The 15,729-nt window shown below is 42.8% G+C and carries 17 protein-coding genes; 11 read left to right on the top strand and 6 right to left on the bottom strand.

All coding sequences use genetic code 11. The annotated features are described in order from the left end of the window. Positions 1-96 precede the first annotated feature (96 nt). Complete coding sequence (locus tag QUF61_RS04725; protein ID WP_289680747.1) at positions 97-684, top strand: class I SAM-dependent methyltransferase; 588 nt, start codon at positions 97-99, stop codon at positions 682-684. On the opposite strand, the gene QUF61_RS04720 is transcribed toward QUF61_RS04725, so the two are convergent. The 6 genes from QUF61_RS04720 to QUF61_RS04695 all read right to left on the bottom strand — a co-directional run bounded on the left by QUF61_RS04720 (position 674) and on the right by QUF61_RS04695 (position 6,530). Next, complete coding sequence (locus QUF61_RS04720; RefSeq protein WP_289680746.1) at positions 674-1,702, bottom strand: HNH endonuclease family protein; 1,029 nt, start codon at positions 1,700-1,702, stop codon at positions 674-676. The two genes, QUF61_RS04725 and QUF61_RS04720, sit on opposite strands and share 11 nt — an antisense overlap. A gap of 142 nt (positions 1,703-1,844) precedes the next feature. Beyond that, complete coding sequence (locus tag QUF61_RS04715) at positions 1,845-2,345, bottom strand: DUF2726 domain-containing protein (RefSeq protein ID WP_289680745.1); 501 nt, start codon at positions 2,343-2,345, stop codon at positions 1,845-1,847. A gap of 458 nt (positions 2,346-2,803) precedes the next feature. Beyond that, the gene (gene secF, locus QUF61_RS04710) at positions 2,804-3,763 is read right to left on the bottom strand and encodes a protein translocase subunit SecF (RefSeq protein WP_289680743.1); all 960 of its coding nucleotides are present in this window, start codon (positions 3,761-3,763) and stop codon (positions 2,804-2,806) included. A gap of 15 nt (positions 3,764-3,778) precedes the next feature. Then, a complete protein-coding gene (gene secD, locus QUF61_RS04705) occupies positions 3,779-5,611 on the bottom strand; it encodes a protein translocase subunit SecD (RefSeq protein WP_289680742.1) in 1,833 nt (610 codons plus the stop codon). A gap of 32 nt (positions 5,612-5,643) precedes the next feature. Then, the gene (gene yajC, locus QUF61_RS04700; RefSeq protein ID WP_103920600.1) at positions 5,644-5,976 is read right to left on the bottom strand and encodes a preprotein translocase subunit YajC; all 333 of its coding nucleotides are present in this window, start codon (positions 5,974-5,976) and stop codon (positions 5,644-5,646) included. A 44-nt stretch (positions 5,977-6,020) separates the two neighbouring features. After that, positions 6,021-6,530 carry a CBS domain-containing protein gene (locus QUF61_RS04695; protein WP_103920601.1) on the bottom strand — a complete coding sequence of 170 codons (510 nt, stop codon included), beginning with the start codon at positions 6,528-6,530 and terminating at the stop codon, positions 6,021-6,023. A 77-nt stretch (positions 6,531-6,607) separates the two neighbouring features. Here QUF61_RS04695 and QUF61_RS04690 point away from each other — a divergent pair, with 77 nt between their 5' ends. The 10 genes from QUF61_RS04690 (at position 6,608) to QUF61_RS04645 (ending at position 15,630) form a co-directional block, all read left to right on the top strand. Next, entirely contained in the window at positions 6,608-7,975 is a 1,368-nt protein-coding gene (locus QUF61_RS04690) for a phosphomannomutase/phosphoglucomutase (protein ID WP_103920602.1), read from the top strand. A gap of 7 nt (positions 7,976-7,982) precedes the next feature. Beyond that, entirely contained in the window at positions 7,983-8,678 is a 696-nt protein-coding gene (locus tag QUF61_RS04685; RefSeq protein WP_103920603.1) for a penicillin-insensitive murein endopeptidase, read from the top strand. A gap of 56 nt (positions 8,679-8,734) precedes the next feature. After that, complete coding sequence (locus QUF61_RS04680) at positions 8,735-8,905, top strand: hypothetical protein (protein ID WP_177428491.1); 171 nt, start codon at positions 8,735-8,737, stop codon at positions 8,903-8,905. A gap of 120 nt (positions 8,906-9,025) precedes the next feature. Continuing rightward, positions 9,026-10,084, top strand: a complete 1,059-nt coding sequence (locus QUF61_RS04675) for a DUF354 domain-containing protein (RefSeq protein WP_103920604.1) — start codon at positions 9,026-9,028, stop codon at positions 10,082-10,084. After that, positions 10,081-11,193 carry a non-hydrolyzing UDP-N-acetylglucosamine 2-epimerase gene (gene wecB, locus QUF61_RS04670; protein ID WP_146066772.1) on the top strand — a complete coding sequence of 371 codons (1,113 nt, stop codon included), beginning with the start codon at positions 10,081-10,083 and terminating at the stop codon, positions 11,191-11,193. Before QUF61_RS04675 ends, wecB begins: the two co-directional genes overlap by 4 nt. A gap of 173 nt (positions 11,194-11,366) precedes the next feature. Beyond that, complete coding sequence (locus QUF61_RS04665; protein WP_103920605.1) at positions 11,367-11,711, top strand: type II toxin-antitoxin system RelE/ParE family toxin; 345 nt, start codon at positions 11,367-11,369, stop codon at positions 11,709-11,711. After that, positions 11,704-12,792 carry a HigA family addiction module antitoxin gene (locus tag QUF61_RS04660; RefSeq protein WP_289680737.1) on the top strand — a complete coding sequence of 363 codons (1,089 nt, stop codon included), beginning with the start codon at positions 11,704-11,706 and terminating at the stop codon, positions 12,790-12,792. Before QUF61_RS04665 ends, QUF61_RS04660 begins: the two co-directional genes overlap by 8 nt. A gap of 797 nt (positions 12,793-13,589) precedes the next feature. Continuing rightward, complete coding sequence (locus QUF61_RS04655) at positions 13,590-14,126, top strand: hypothetical protein (protein WP_289680735.1); 537 nt, start codon at positions 13,590-13,592, stop codon at positions 14,124-14,126. A 75-nt stretch (positions 14,127-14,201) separates the two neighbouring features. Then, a complete protein-coding gene (locus QUF61_RS04650) occupies positions 14,202-14,804 on the top strand; it encodes a hypothetical protein (RefSeq protein WP_289680734.1) in 603 nt (200 codons plus the stop codon). Between the two features lie 163 nt (positions 14,805-14,967). Then, on the top strand, positions 14,968-15,630 hold the full coding sequence (locus QUF61_RS04645) for a cytochrome c (protein WP_103920608.1): 663 nt from the start codon (positions 14,968-14,970) through the stop codon (positions 15,628-15,630). Positions 15,631-15,729: the final 99 nt, after the last annotated feature.

The raw sequence follows: 15,729 nt of genomic DNA, 5'->3' as shown, positions 1-15,729 counted from the left end.
AGCAGGTGAATATCATTGACCTGGGCGTGGCTGGCTTGGTATTCAATATTTTCGCTTTAATTTCCATAAGCTTAAAAACTATAGGTTATTTAATTAATGGATAAATTGACTATTGCAAATTATGATAAAAATGCAAAGCAGATTGCCAAACTACACTGCAATTTAACTCCGGTTAAACTATATCAACTAATCAGGTATTTTTTTAGCCCCCATGAAAGCGTAATTGATATTGGTTGTGGTATTGGTCGAGATTGTTATTGGCTTCAACAACAAGGCTTTGTGGTTACTGGTATTGATGCTTCACAGGGAATGCTACAGCAAGCACATCAACGTTATCCGACGATTAATTTTATTCACGATACACTACCCAATTTAATTAAGTTAAGAGATGTTGAATACGTTAATGTACTTTGTTCAGCAGTGGTTATGCATCTAAACCCAGAAAATCTGTCCATAGCAATAAAAAATTTACTACGAATTACCCATAATAATGGTGTAATTCTACTGTCATTTCGAGGTACTTCTGCGATTAATTATCGTGAAGATGGAAAACTTTACGCACCAATAACGCAGGAGCAAATTATAAATTTATTTTTAAAACAGGATGCATTACTATTATATCAAAGTCAGGATAGAGAACAGGGTAGAGGGCATCTTTGGCACAACTTAGTATTCAGAAAATAGCTGCGCCCTGTGGTTTAGGCTCCCACTTTTTACGGCTACCAACAAATAGTGTTGCACAGTTATATGCTTCCTGTAAGTAATTTTGCCGTTTGGTAGCAGTATTCCCAGTTTGAGCAATTAGAGTTTCACGTAGAGGGTGATGTGAGGTAATAAGATACTCATTCCGATCATAAAGTCTTTCGAGTAATGTGGTTGATGGTAATTTATCAAATTTACCATCAACACCTCTGTTACATTCTTGGCAAGCTAATACTAAATTAACCACTCCATCAATGGGCTTATTGGTATCGCAAGATTTCAGCATATGTGGAAAGAAGTGATCTACATCTGCCAGTGCATCACTACCAATAATAGTAGAAATTTCTTGATAGCAGTAGAAACAACGCCCTTTTTGATAACCATTCAGTGCTGGTCTAGCAGATGTCACTGTTGTACGACGAATAGAATTTACCCCAATCAGGTTTTGATTTTGATTGTCATATTCAACCAGCATCAAATTACGGGAAATATTATTTTCCCACGCTGTTTCCACTAAACGCCATCGAGCCTCAGTTTCCTGCTTGAGATTCTTAAACTGGAATTGCTCTCCCAGTCTATCAAACTCTCTGGTCAACTCGATACCCCCCCCACTTTTACGAGTATCAACAAAAAAACGTGTTCCAATTTCTGCACCATGAACATTGTGAAAAGCATCCAGTACATAATTAAAACCATGACGTACTGTTTGTCCAATGACTTGATCATGGTTAATATCACCAGAATTAAATGAACGTAGATAGTTAAGAAACGTACTTTTATCTCTTGTACTTTGCTTTGGGTGGCTTTTTAAATGCTCACATAAATATCGGGAATATGGTTCAGCTAATTCCTCTAATGAAAAATTACTTTTACCCATTGAGTGAAGATCAAATAATGCTTTTGCTAATGCAAATTTATAGGAAGCTGTGTTACGTCCAAACAGGATAATAGCACGCCAGTAATTTTCTAGGGTAGGTTCAATTTCATAAAATCTTGACACAAAATTACCTTTATATCTGTATGACCTAAATACTGGTGATGAGTAAAATATTTATCATTTCCTACTATTTTTGTTCCAAGCAATATCCCCCTTTAATAAAACCCTTTCAGGGTTGGCAAAGGTATTGGTTATAAAACCTGAGTTAGATGTGAAAAGTATCTTTAATCGCTTGCTGTACAGCACCCATTTGGTAATAACGCTGGACTTTAACATGTAAAATCGGCACGCCTGCTGCTGCCAAGGCATTATCTACAAAAATATCCCGTGCTTTGCGATGTGGCAAATTGTGCGAGCGATCATCTAATTCTATCACGCCCAATACCGTCAAATCTTCAGCGCGACAGATTACATAATCCAGATGTTTGGCAGCAATGCGATTAAATGCTCCTTGATATACCCCGCGCTCAAGGTTGTTTTGCACCTTGATAATATCAGCCAAACGGACTTTGCCGAAAATCAGGTAACGTCGCTCCAGCACCTTATCCAGTATCATGTAAAAACGTTTTTCTGCGGGTGTAAATAATGCAGGTTGTGCGATATAAGGGTAATCAGTGGGTTTGGGTTTTTGCCGATTGCGCAATAGTGCATATAACAGCAAAATAGCGAATGCCAGCACCCACCATCCAATGTTGATTTTTTCCATTTTAATGTAGATTTTTTATGGTTTTATAAATAAAAAAAACCTGAAATATTTTTTATGAAATATTTCAGGTTGAGGTGTTTGGTGATTTGGCGCATTTTACTGACCTTTCAGGCGTGAATGGCGCGGATATAATTCCAGGGGTGTTACCCCTGGCTATATTAATGCGCCCCGTTGGGGCTAAACAACAGGGCTTGTCCGCCCTGTATCTCGGCTTTCAGCCGCTAAATGCTCTAACCCACCCGTTTTTTAGCGGGTGGTTGTTTAGGAGTGAGAATTTTATAACTTCAGCAACTTGGCTGGTCTTTTCCTCCATTTTCTGCGTTGTGCCTGTTTGGACTTAGGCAGTTACATAGCTTGCTATGCGCCTGTTTTCACGCCTTGAAAATGAATAAAAATCCTGCGCCCAGTTTCTGCATTTATTTCATCCTCACTCCTTAAAAAAATCCCCAAGGATTTTTTTAAGGCATCTGCTCCAAATCATCCATATCTTCGCCTTCTTTCTCTACCGGCATCAAATCCAGTTTGGTCAGGCCCAGTTTCAGGGTGATGGCGCTGGCAACATAGATAGAGGAATAGGTACCCACAATAATCCCGATGATTAAAGCCGCCGCGAAGTTATGAATCAGTTCCCCACCCAGGAAAAACAAAGCCAGTACCACTAACAAGGTGGTGATAGAAGTCACCAAGGTACGAATCAGAGTCTGGTTGATGGAGATATTCATTACTTCTGTGGGCGTGCCTTTGCGTAATTTCAGGAAGTTATCACGAATACGATCAAAGACTACGATGGTGTCATTAAGCGAGTAACCGATAATCGCCAGTACCGCAGCCAGCACCGTGAGGTCAAATTCCCATTGAAACAGGGAGAAAAACCCCAGCGTGATGAGTGAATCATGCACCAATGCCACGACTGCGCCCACGGAGAAGCGTTTTTCAAAACGTAAAGTGACATAAATCAATAAGCCGATTAAGGTGTATAAAATTGCCAGGCCACCATCTTCAACCAGTTCCTTGCCGACTTGCGGGCCGACAAACTCAGCACGGCGCATTTTAATTGTGGCACCATCAGCCCGTAACAGAGCAAGCACTTCATTACTGAGCACGTCATTTTTTTTGTCCGCATGAACCCCCAGGCGAATCAAAACTTCTTTGTCAGTGCCAAAATGTTGAACCACGGCATCAGCATAGCCCCCGGCACTCAGTTGGGCGCGTATTTTTTCCAGGTCAGCCGCTTGTTCATAACCGACTTCTACCAATGTCCCCCCGGTAAAATCCAGGCCAAAGTTCAAGCCCTGGACAATCAGTGAGCCGATGGAAATCAATATTAAAGTGGCGCTGACCACCATTGCTTTTTTAATATTATGCGGTTCCAGAAAACGGAAATTAAAATTGGTTTGATTAAAACGCAAAATAGCCATTAATAAATTCTCTTGTTAAAGGGGCAGCTTGTGCAGCTTGCGGCGACCATATACGCCATTGATAATTGCCCGACTGACCATAATCGCGGTGAACATGGAAGCGATAATACCCAATGCCAAAGTGACAGCAAAGCCTTTCACCGGCCCGGTGCCGAAACTGAGCAGGACAATGGCTGCCAGCAAGGTGGTGATGTTAGCGTCAACAATGGTGCCAAAGGCTTTTTCATAACCGGCATGGATGCTGGCCTGGGGGCTGTTGCCATTGCGCTCTTCTTCAAGGATACGCTCAAAAATCAAGACGTTGGCATCAATCGCCATACCGATGGTTAGCAGGATTCCGGCAATACCCGGCAGGGTTAATGTTGCCTGAATCAGCGATAGCAGTGCGATCACGATAACCACGTTAAGCAACAGCGCAACATTGGCTACCATGCCAAACTGGCTGTAACGCAATACCATAAAAATCAGCACCAGCAGGAAACCGACAACAATGGATTTGAAACCCTGATCGATATTTTCTTGTCCCAGGCTGGGGCCGATGGTACGTTCTTCCACAATTTCAATCGGCGCTTTTAATGCACCCGCACGTAATAACAGCGCGAGATTCACCGCTTCACGTTGCTCTAGTCCCGTAGTCTGAAATTGCTTGCCAAAAGGCTCTTGAATGGTGGCAACGCTGATGACTTCTTCTTTGCGATTGCGAATTTTGGTTTCTTTGCCATTAATCGTTTTACGGGTAATGGTGGTTTCAATAAACACCACAGCCATAGGTTTAAGTACATTGGCTTTGGTGGTGTCAAACATGCGTTTGGCACCTTTACTGTCCAGATGCACGACCACCGCAGGCTGGGCCGTGCGCTGGTCAATAGTGGAGGCGGCATGATTAATTTGATCACCAGTGACAATCACGCTGCGTTTTAACCACACCGTGCCGCCATTACGACTTTTATATTCGCGGGCGTTAGGCCCGGCATCCGTCACCAGACGATATTCCAGGGTTGCGGTAGAGCCAAGAATTTCCTTGGCACGGGCCGTATCCTGTACGCCGGGTAATTGCACCACGATACGATCATCACCCTGGCGTTGTATCACTGGCTCTGCCACGCCTAGTTCATTGACACGATTGCGCAGGGTGGAGATGTTCTGCTCAATAGCCATATCCTGCACTTCTTTCAGGGCTTTTTCACTATAGGAAAGGGTAGTGAAATGACCATCAAAATTGGCTTCTTCACGGTGCAATAAGTCTGGATAATTTTTACTCAGTAAAGCAACGGCCTGATCGCGCACGGCTTCATCTTTAAAGCCAACCTGTACCCCGCCTGCTTTCAGACGCCGCACAGTTTTATAGCGCAATTTGTTCTGGCGCATTAAACTGCGAAATTCTTGAACGAAGTTTTCTTCATCCTGAGTAATCGCCGTTTCCATGTCAATCGCCATCAGAAAGTGTACGCCACCACGCAAATCCAGCCCCAGAGACATAGGCTGGGCGTTAAATGCCGACAGCCACCCCGGTGTGCTGGGAGCCAGATTTTGTGCAACCACAAAACCCATCTCTGCCAGCGGCCCTTTCAGCGCAGAATAAGCGGTTAACTGGGTCTGGGTGTCGGGAAAACGCAGCAATAACTGCCGGAGATTACTTTCCTGGCTTTTAGGTTCAATTTTGGCTGCAATTAACAGTTCTTTGACCTTTTTTTCCAGTTGTTCATCGACCTGCCCTTCTCTGGCATAAGCCACAGAAATTTGTACCGCAGGGTCTTCACCGTATAGATTGGGTAAAGCATACAAGGTGCTGAGCGCCAGTAAAAAAGCGATCAGCACGTATTTCCATAAGGGATATTGATTGATCATGGTGTTTTCAGAAACCGTTTAGAGAGTGAGTTTTATAATGACTTCATCGTGCCTTTAGGCATAACGGTGGCAATCGCGTCACGTTGTATTTTAACCTGTATATCCAGGCTGATTTCAACCAGTACAAAATTTTCACCCAAGTCAATGATCTTGCCAATAATACCGCCATTAGTGACCACTTCATCACCTTTTTTCAGTGCTTCAACCATTTGTTTGTGTTCTTTAACCCGTTTGGTCTGAGGGCGGATTAATAAAAAGTAGAACACCACAAATAATAAAACCAGCGGTAATAAATCAGTCAGCGCCGCCAAACCACCCGGCGCAGCTGCACCTTCTGCCCAGGCAGAGCGAATCAGAAAATCCATAGTCAGTCCTTCAAAGAAACAATAAAAAATCCTGCATTATGCCATTATTTTGCCTGAATGCCCAGTATATCCACCATATGCTGTGCCAGACAATGCATGTCCAGGCTACCGATATAATGCCCTTGATCCAATACAAAAAAGTAGCTGGTCTTATATTTATCCATTAATGCCAGGGCTTTATAGAGTGGGGTGTCGGGATTGGTTACAACAAAATCTGATAACACATAGGTATCCACTGAACTGTCTATCAGATTATTTAATTTTCTCAAGGTAAGAGCAGCTTGTTCCGGGATTGCTTTATCTGCGATTAAATGGGCATAATTACTCATGTCTTTGGGTACACAGGATGTAATTAATAAGTGTTTCAGTGAAACTTTGCCAACCACATCCCCTTGTTCATTACAAAAGGGGATACCCGGCAAACCCGCTTTCAGGCAATATAAAATTGCGGTATCCACCGACATGCCGGGACGAGCGACCTGCGAACTGATGAGTTTGCTGCAATCGCGTACCAGTGGACACTGGGTTTCTGTTGAATCGTCTTGAGTCATCATATCGACCTTATACAAATATTTAAGCGTATTATAATAGGCGGTTATTTAATTTATCATCTTATCCCCAAGGAGTGTCTGTGTCCATTTTTAGAGCCTATGATATTCGCGGCATCGTCGGACGTGATCTGGATGAAGATCGCACCATGCAAATTGGTCATGCCATTGGCAGCGAGGCCATTGCGCGTGGACAACGACGTATTGTTGTTGCCAGAGACGGGCGTTTATCCGGCCCCATGCTATTAACGGCGCTGGTGGCGGGTTTGCGCGCCAGTGGTTGTGATGTTATTGATATTGGCATGGTGCCCACCCCGGTTTTATATTTTGCCGCCTGGCATCTGGACACCGGTAGTGGCGTGATGTTAACCGCCAGCCATAATCCGGCAAATTATAACGGCATGAAAATCATGCTCGCTGGCAAGACCTTATTCGGTGATGAAATTACCGATTTGGAACGGCGCATTGAGCAGCAGGATTTTATTGATGGTTCTGGTACATTTGAATTGCGTGATGTACGCGATGATTATCTCCAGCGCATCTTATCTGATGTAAAACTGCATAAAGATCATCAGCCGCTGCGTGTTGTGGTTGATTGTGGAAATGGTGCCGCAGGCGAATTGACGCCGCAGTTACTGAAAAAAATGGGCTGTGAAGTCATTGAATTGTATTGTGAAGTAGATGGCAACTTCCCTAACCACCACCCCGATCCCACACGCCCGGAAAATCTACACGATTTAATCCAGAGGGTGAAAGAGTATCAGGCTGATTTAGGCCTGGGGCTGGATGGTGATGGTGATCGCCTGGGCGTTGTTGATAATCAGGGAGGAATTATCTGGGCCGACCGGCAGATGATGTTATATACCCGCGATGTGTTATCCCGCAACCCCGGTGCGCGTATTATTTATGATGTGAAATGCAGTCGTCATCTGGAGAAGGTGATACAGGATGCAGGCGGCGAGCCACTCATGTGGAAAACCGGACATTCCTTTATGAAAAGCAAACTGGAAGAAGGCGGTTTGCTGGCGGGAGAAATGAGCGGTCATATTTTCTTCAAAGAACGCTGGTATGGCTTTGATGATGGCTTATATACCGCAGCACGATTGCTGGAAATTTTATCCGCCGATCCCCGCCCCACTTCAGCGGTGTTTGCTGAACTGCCGGATGCAATTAACACCCCGGAATTACAGCTTAAAATGCCGGAAGGTACGCATTTTGATTTCATGCAGCGTTTTCTGGAACAGGCACAGTTTGCAGACGCAGAAGTGACGCGCATTGATGGCCTGCGGGTTGATTTTGAGCATGGCTGGGGACTGGTTCGAGCTTCCAATACCACATCTTGCCTGGTATTGCGTTTTGAAGCGGATGACCAAGCGCAGATGGAGACGATACAAGAGGCTTTCCGTGCACAATTATTGGCCTTGGAAGCGGATTTGAAGCTCCCTTTTTAGTATTGAGATGCACCTTAATGCAGGAATCAGGCATTATCTAAGCCTGACATTATTATTACTGTCTTCCAGTGCTTTTGCCCAGGAAAGTATGTGTTATGGCACAACATCCAATGGCAGGCTGGAAGGCGGTGTACAGTTACCAGACGAAGGCGTAAACTTTGTCAGCTATAGTGATACGGCTGCTTTGCTGGGCAGAACCTATGTACATTCCAAAGTTAAAAGAATCATTTTAAGTGCTTATAAAATGCTGGAAACCGAGGCACCATTAAAGGTTTTCAAATATGCTGAAACCGGGTTTAAAAAAGGCGGTCAATTTAAGCCACATAAAACCCACAGAAATGGCTTGTCAGTAGATTTCATGGTGCCAGTTGTCAATTCCAAAGGGAACTCCGTGCATTTACCCACGCACTATTTTAATCAATTAGGTTATGCCATAGAATTTGATAAGCAAGGACGATATGAAGCCTACACGATTGATTTTGAAGCCATGGCTGCGCATATCGTCGCGCTGCATAAAGCCGCCCACAAGCATGGTGCAGGCTTGTGGCGCGTGATATTTGCGCCTAAGCTACAATCTTATTTATTTAAAACGCAGTATGGTACTTATCTGCAAAAGCATATTCAGTTTTCCAAAAAACCTTCCTGGGTGCGGCATGATGAACATTATCATGTTGATTTTGAAGTTAAGTGTAAAGCCAATTAGGCTGAACTCAGGTAACTTAGAAAAGTATTATTTACAGCATAACCAGAGAAGTTAAGATGCAAATTGTTACTGTATCAATAAAGACTGAAGATATAAAAGATAAGATTATCTGGTTTTTAAAACATCTGGAAAATGAGGGCGTGGAAATACTATCTCAGGAAGATGTCAATGACTTAAAGCTTTTAATAGCAACAAGAGCAGAAAAAAGTATTCCATTTTCTGAGTAGATATCACTGAAAATACAATTGAAATAGGTCGAATTTTGCACCGTAAAGATAGCTATAAAAACACATAAAGAATACTACCGGGTAATTATCCCAACCCAAAACAAGGAGACACTATCACTCATGAGTGAACAACTAACATTCTGGTTTGATCTAGAAAACGCCCCGGACGTATTATATTTTGAACCAATTACCAAATCCCTGCGCGAGCTGGGGCATACGGTATACACCACCAGCCGTGATTATTCAGCAGTACCGGAGTTGGCTGAACTATACGGCATTGGTGGCGCGGTGGTGGGAAAACACGGCGGCAATAAAAAAATCAGTAAAATCCTGGTGGGCCTGCAACGCAGTTTGCAATTGATGCTTTGGAGCCGGGGCAAAAACATTGATTTGGCAGTGGGGTTCGGCTCGCGCCCTATGGCAGTGGCCTGTGGTCTGTTGCGTATGCCCAATGTTACCGTATACGATTATGAGCATGTTTTTATCAGTGCCTTAAATCGTTTCTGTGACTGGATTTTTGTGCCGCAAGAAGTGCCACTGGAGCGCCTGACTGCACGCGGTACACCGGAACATAAACTGCTGCGTTATTCGGGTTTGAAAGAAGAAGTCTATACCGGCGTGTATGAGCCGGATTACAGCCTGCTGGAAAAACTCAAACTCGACCCGGAGCGGATTATTGTCACCATTCGCCCACCCGCAACCCTGGCACATTATCACGATCACACCAGTGTGGTGATTAATCAAAAGATTCTGGAAGATATTGCCAAACAGCCGGATGTGCAATGTATTTTGATGAACCGGGCAGATGATGAAACCTTTAACGATTTTCTCAAATACCCCAACATCAATGATTTACCCTTTCCGGTTAAGGGTCTGGATTTGATTGCCATTTCCGATGCCATGATCAGCGGTGGCGGTACGATGGTACGAGAAGCGGCGGCGCTGGGCGTACCCGCATTTTCCACATTTACCGGCGAGCAAGGCGCAGTGGATGAAGAACTGGATCGCCTTGGACGCTTAATGTTGGTACGCGATCCGGCAGATGTGGCTAAAATTGAATACCATAAACGCACTGACCGCTCGGTAAAAGATTTCCAGAAAACCCAGGTGCGGGATTTTTTCGTACAGGAATACATCCGTTTAGCAAAAGATAATAAAGCAGGGAGTAAAAAGGCATGAAAAAAATCAAAGTGATGCCAGTGTTTGGCACCCGCCCGGAAGCGATTAAAATGGCCCCGGTGATTATGGCCCTGCGCGCCGATGAGCGCTTTGAAACCGTAGTTTGCGCCACCGCGCAACATCGCCAGATGCAGGATCAGGCATTGGGCGTATTTGGCATACAACCCGATCATGATCTGAACCTGATGAAACCGGGGCAATCCTTAAATGATGTGGTTGCCGGGGTGCTCAATCAAATGGGCGACTTGCTGGAAGCGGTAAAACCTGACTGGGTGCTGGTGCAGGGTGATACTTCCACCGCCTTTGCCGCAGGGCTGGCAGCCTTTCATGCTCGCATTGCTGTGGGCCATGTCGAAGCCGGTCTGCGCTCTTATCAAAAATATGCGCCTTACCCGGAAGAAATTAATCGCAAAATGTTATCCGCCATAACCGATTTACATTTTGCCCCCACCCCGTTTGCCAAACAGGCTTTGCAAAAAGAAGGTTTTGCTGACAAGGATATTGCCGTAACCGGTAATACCGTGATTGATGCCTTGTTCTGGGTGTTAAACCACACCCAGGCCGCGCCCATACCAGAATTGGCAGCAATACCTGAAAATGCCCCGGTTATCCTGGTAACAGGACACCGCCGGGAGAATTTTGGCGAGGGTTTTCGTGATATTTGTGAAGCCTTGAAACAAATCGCGCAGCAATATCCAGACTATCACATTATTTATCCGGTACATCTCAATCCTAATGTACAAAAGCCGGTATTGTCTATTCTGGGTGACATCAACAATATTCATTTAGTTGAACCCATGGAATACGTGTCTTTTATCCATTTAATGCAGCGTTCCCATTTTATTATCTCCGACTCCGGCGGCATTCAGGAAGAATCCACCGCTTTAGGAAAACCCGTACTGGTGATGCGTGATGTCACCGAACGCCCGGAAGGCGTGCAAGCCGGTGTTTGTCAGTTGGTGGGTACGGATGTTGAGAAAATCGTCAGCGGCGCAAAACAGATGATAGAAGATGAAAATGCCTATCAACAGGCCAGCAGCGCCAGACAGGTATTTGGCGATGGCACGGCTGCGCAGAAAATTTTAGAGGCGCTGGTGGCGTGGAAATAATATTATTTTTGTAAATAGGATATACAGAAACTATGCGTATTGTAATGGACAGAATCTGTTTGTTTTTATATTCATAGGTTCTGTCTAATAAAATGTTATGTTTATATTTTATCTTCTTGCTTATGCCATATAGATAAACTAAAATAGTTAACCTATAAGGTTATGGTTTTGATATGGAAATAGTTTTCTCCAGTAAAAAGCTCCAAAAACAATTAAGTGAATTTAAATCTTTGGTTAAAGCTCACGGCTCTAGGCGAGCTGATATTTTAAAAGTTATCATGACTCAGTTAAGAGCCGCTCCAAACCTCGGTATTTTCGCCCCACCTTACAGTCTTCCAAATCGTTGTCACGAACTGAAGGGTAATAAAAAAGGGCAATTATCGGTAGATTTAGATCATCCTTATAGGCTGCTTTTCAAACCTATAAATGATCCTATACCCATGAGAGCAGAAGGTGGATTAGATTGGTCTCAAGTAACAGCTATAGAAATTAAAGGTGTGGAGGATACCCATGGTTGATATACAAAATGAATTTTATCCTGACTATGCAGTCTCTCCAGGTGAAGTGCTTAGCGTAGAATTAGAAATAAGAGGAATGACTCAACAAGAGCTAGCCAAACGTACAGGTATTACTCCTAAACATATTATCTCAATTTTAAAGGCTAAATCAGTAGTTACTCCTGAAACGGCTATAAAGTTTGAGCGTGCACTGGGAATGCCTGTAGAGTATTGGTTAAATCTTGAATCCCATTATCAAGAAATTCTTGCACGTATGGTGGAAGAGGAGCAATTGGAAACCTCCCTCAATTGGCTTAAACATATCCCTATTAATGCAATGGCAAAGTTAAACTGGATTGAAAAGACCAGAGACAAGAAGGCCCAACTTGTAGAGGTACTTCGCTTCTTTGCTATTGCGAGAGTAGAGCAATGGAGTGAAATGTGGCCAAAGCTTAATGTTGCATACCGTCAAAATCATACTTATGAGGTCTTTCCTGAAGCTGTATCAGCATGGCTAAGAAAAGGGGAAATAGAATCTTCTAAAATTAACTGTGAACCATACAATAAGGCTAAATTCAGAAACGTACTAGATGAAATTAGAGGTTTGACCACTGAAACCCCGGAGCAATTTGTACCCCAAATGCAAGAACTTTGCTCTATAGCTGGTGTTGCTGTTGTCTTTGTACCTGCTCTTCCTAAAACAGGTGTTAGTGGTGCAACACGCTGGGTCAATAAAAATAAAGCAATTATCCAGCTAAGTCTTCGTTACAAGACCGATGATCACCTTTGGTTTACCTTTTTTCATGAGGCGGCCCATATTTTGCTCCATGGTAAAAAAGAACTATTCCTGGAAGGTACAAATGGGTTAGACAAAGATAAAGAAAATGAGGCAAATATCTTTGCTGAACAGGAGTTAATTCCAACTCATAAATTTGCTACATTTATTGAAAGGAAAAAGTTTAGCAAAGTATCAATTATTTCATTTGCTAAGGATATTGGAATTTCACCTGGGATTGTAGTTGGACAATTGCAACATAAAAACTTATTAAATATAACTTTTTGTAATGACTTAAAACAAAGGTTCAAATGGGATCATGAGTAATCCTCCATTGCCATTGATAGAAACATAACAAGGTAAATTAACAACGAGCTTCGCTATCGCTTGCCGTGTTATTTACGGCGTTGGGCGCAATAAAAAATAATATGGTGCCATGATGGTGGCTCCAATAAAGCGCGGTAGGGCGCATAAGCGGTAGCGTCATGCGCCGTTGTGGGAAGCCCCAATATGGCGGAATCGAGGTAGAACAGCCAGTTACCCAACTACCCCTCACAAATCCCGGCGTGCGGAACTGCCGCACCGGGCTTTTCAAAGTTGTTCGCTTTGCACACGGTCTTATTTGCTTAGACATTATGACAAATACGTGGTTTATTAGCCAGAGGCAGGTCTTTACGTAAAGCGTTGAACCCGTCCCAAGTATAGCTGCGTTTCAATTAAAAGGGGACGCTACTAGGAGGCTGTCCGAAAACACAAGACCTACTGCGGAAAAGCTGGATTTGGTCAGATTTCTCCCTTATTTTCGTTAAATATACCCAATATTCGCCTCAAATAATGAAAAAATCTGCCTCAAACCAGCCTTCCCTCGCTACGGCCTCTGTTCTCGGACAGCCTCCTAGGAGGCTGTCCGAGAATAGCAAAATCAATGATTTTACTAAAATTAACTCATTATTTATCAATGAGTTAAAAACCCGATTTTTTGAAAAACTGAGTTCTCGGACAACCTCCTAGGACGCTACCATTTTTTTAGGGGGGTTCTATCGATAAAAGGAAAGCGTCCACTTTAATTTCTTTAATTTCTTTAATTTTTAATTCAACCCTAAAAATACCTAATGGAGGAATTTATGCTTGAGACCGAAAAATACGATATATTAATGGAGCTTGGAAGTTCTATTAAAGAGATATATTTTTCTGATATACCCAACATATCATTACTTGAAGCTTTGGCTGATTATGAAATTCCAAGCAAGGCAAAAAGATCGCCTATATCTGAAAAAATAATATTTCATCTTCCGTTGGATAAAGTGGCCGGTTTTATTGATGAGTATGAAGACTCTAATATAAGTAGCAATATTTATAGCGCAAATTTTCAAACTGACCAATTTATAGATTGGCAAGCATTATACGCTCTTCCAAATTTGAGAAAGTTAGTCTTGACATGTGAAAAAATAGATAGCATTTATAATTATGAGGATATTTCAAACATACAGCTTATCTTATCCGAGCTAGAGCATTTTGAGTTGTTAGTGTTTGATATGGGAGAAACGCAGAGAAAAATTATTGAACAGATTGAATCGTTTGTGCATTTCCCATTCCAAAATATAAAAGTTGAATTTAAATCAATGAGAAAACATAGATTAAAGAGGACGCTACCCTTTTAATTGCTTAAAATTCAATCTTTTAAATGTTTTCTCCTAGAACAAAATGGAAGTATCCCCTTTCATTAGGCGAAAGAAATGCAGGAAGTCATGTCATATAAGGGAACTTTAAGTGCTATTGCTATAGTACTCACATTTATGGCTTTTTTTCCATATATTCGCTCAATCATTCTGGGTACCGTAAAACCTCATGTATTTTCCTGGGTTATTTGGGGAACCACCACTTTTGTTGTATTCCTCGCACAACTGCAAGACAATGCCGGGGTGGGTGCATGGCCAATCGGGGTTTCAGGGTTAATTACAATATTCATTGCATTATTGGCATTTATGAAGCGGGGGGATATTTCTATTACCCGTATAGATTGGGTGTTTTTTATATCAGCAATGTCGTCTTTACCATTTTGGTACTTAACCTCAGATCCACTTTGGGCTGTTGTTATACTAACAATAGTAGATGTTCTAGGTTTTGGGCCAACAATTAGAAAATCCTATGACCAACCATTTTCTGAATCATTAGTGTTCTTTTCAATTTTTACAGCTCGTAATCTTATCGTCGTAATGGCATTAGAAAACTATTCTATTACAACAGTATTATTCCCAAGTATCGTAGCAGTTACCTGTATACTCTTGATGAGTATGATCATTTATCGCAGAAGTGTGGTAATGGTGGAAGAGTTATGAATAAACCACCTAATCGGGTAAAGGCAGGTATCTAACCCGCCGTTACTTACCCTGCTGCACTTACTTTCCGAAGCAGGAAAAATCCGATAGAATTCCCATAACGTAGGTACGTTAGCGGCTCAGTCCAACGGTATTTTATCCGCATTCAATTAGGAGAAAGATAGTGAAATTTTTAATTTATACTGTAATCTTACTTACTATCCTTGCAGTGAATCCACTTGCAGTATCAGCAACTCTTCCACCTGCCTATGAGGGAAGAGGGCTGTATGTTTCTTACTGCCAATTGTGTCATGGCATCAGTGGCAAGGGGGATGGGCCTCTCGCAAAGGCAATGAAGATCACTCCGGCAAATCTGACCACCACTGTACGCTCCAGAAGTGATGCCATTCTCATAAAAATCATCACTGGTAAAGGTCGACAGACCATAACGGGTCGTGACCGACACAATCTGCTTAGTGATGCCATGCCGGAATGGAAAGATATCTTCAATGAGTCTCAGCTTATGTCATTGATTGCCTATCTTCGATTTCTGGGGAACACCAAGCATGACCTGATGGGAGATCCTAAGGCTGGCCTGCAAATCTATCAGAAGTATTGTCAAGTCTGTCACGGCGTGGAAGGTGATGGCGATGGAATTATGACAAAACTCATGGGAATTATGCCGATGGATCACACTAATAAAAATGAGACCAGCCGTCTCAACAATAATGATCTTGTTAAGAGCATTCTTGATGGTAAGGGACGGTTTATGCCAGCTTGGCGTGGCATCCTCAGTCAAAGTGATGTCGAGGCACTGGTTAGTTATATTCGGCTTCTCTCTCATTGAGATGAGGATGTGATTAGGAAAATGGTGATATAGGAAAACGAGGGGTATTACCATTTTTTCATTTGAAAAAGACCTTCCAGGTTTTCAAAACCTGGAAGG

Origin of the sequence: Candidatus Venteria ishoeyi (assembly GCF_030378065.1) — a bacterium.
Lineage (GTDB): Bacteria > Pseudomonadota > Gammaproteobacteria > Beggiatoales > Beggiatoaceae > Venteria > Venteria ishoeyi.
The sequence above is the reverse complement of the archived record's forward strand: the minus strand, read 5'-3'. Positions and strand labels throughout refer to the sequence as shown.

What these genes read in the sequence shown, in the direction of transcription:
- QUF61_RS04725 (WP_289680747.1), top strand. Translation starts at nt 97, where the DNA reads ATGGATAAATTGACTATTGCAAATTATGATAAAAATGCAAAGCAGATT.
- QUF61_RS04715 (WP_289680745.1), bottom strand. Translation starts at nt 2,345, where the DNA reads ATGGAAAAAATCAACATTGGATGGTGGGTGCTGGCATTCGCTATTTTG.
- secF (WP_289680743.1), bottom strand. Translation starts at nt 3,763, where the DNA reads ATGGCTATTTTGCGTTTTAATCAAACCAATTTTAATTTCCGTTTTCTG.
- secD (WP_289680742.1), bottom strand. Translation starts at nt 5,611, where the DNA reads ATGATCAATCAATATCCCTTATGGAAATACGTGCTGATCGCTTTTTTA.
- yajC (WP_103920600.1), bottom strand. Translation starts at nt 5,976, where the DNA reads ATGGATTTTCTGATTCGCTCTGCCTGGGCAGAAGGTGCAGCTGCGCCG.
- QUF61_RS04695 (WP_103920601.1), bottom strand. Translation starts at nt 6,530, where the DNA reads ATGATGACTCAAGACGATTCAACAGAAACCCAGTGTCCACTGGTACGC.
- QUF61_RS04685 (WP_103920603.1), top strand. Translation starts at nt 7,983, where the DNA reads ATGCACCTTAATGCAGGAATCAGGCATTATCTAAGCCTGACATTATTA.
- QUF61_RS04680 (WP_177428491.1), top strand. Translation starts at nt 8,735, where the DNA reads ATGCAAATTGTTACTGTATCAATAAAGACTGAAGATATAAAAGATAAG.
- QUF61_RS04675 (WP_103920604.1), top strand. Translation starts at nt 9,026, where the DNA reads ATGAGTGAACAACTAACATTCTGGTTTGATCTAGAAAACGCCCCGGAC.
- wecB (WP_146066772.1), top strand. Translation starts at nt 10,081, where the DNA reads ATGAAAAAAATCAAAGTGATGCCAGTGTTTGGCACCCGCCCGGAAGCG.
- QUF61_RS04665 (WP_103920605.1), top strand. Translation starts at nt 11,367, where the DNA reads ATGGAAATAGTTTTCTCCAGTAAAAAGCTCCAAAAACAATTAAGTGAA.
- QUF61_RS04660 (WP_289680737.1), top strand. Translation starts at nt 11,704, where the DNA reads ATGGTTGATATACAAAATGAATTTTATCCTGACTATGCAGTCTCTCCA.
- QUF61_RS04655 (WP_289680735.1), top strand. Translation starts at nt 13,590, where the DNA reads ATGCTTGAGACCGAAAAATACGATATATTAATGGAGCTTGGAAGTTCT.
- QUF61_RS04650 (WP_289680734.1), top strand. Translation starts at nt 14,202, where the DNA reads ATGCAGGAAGTCATGTCATATAAGGGAACTTTAAGTGCTATTGCTATA.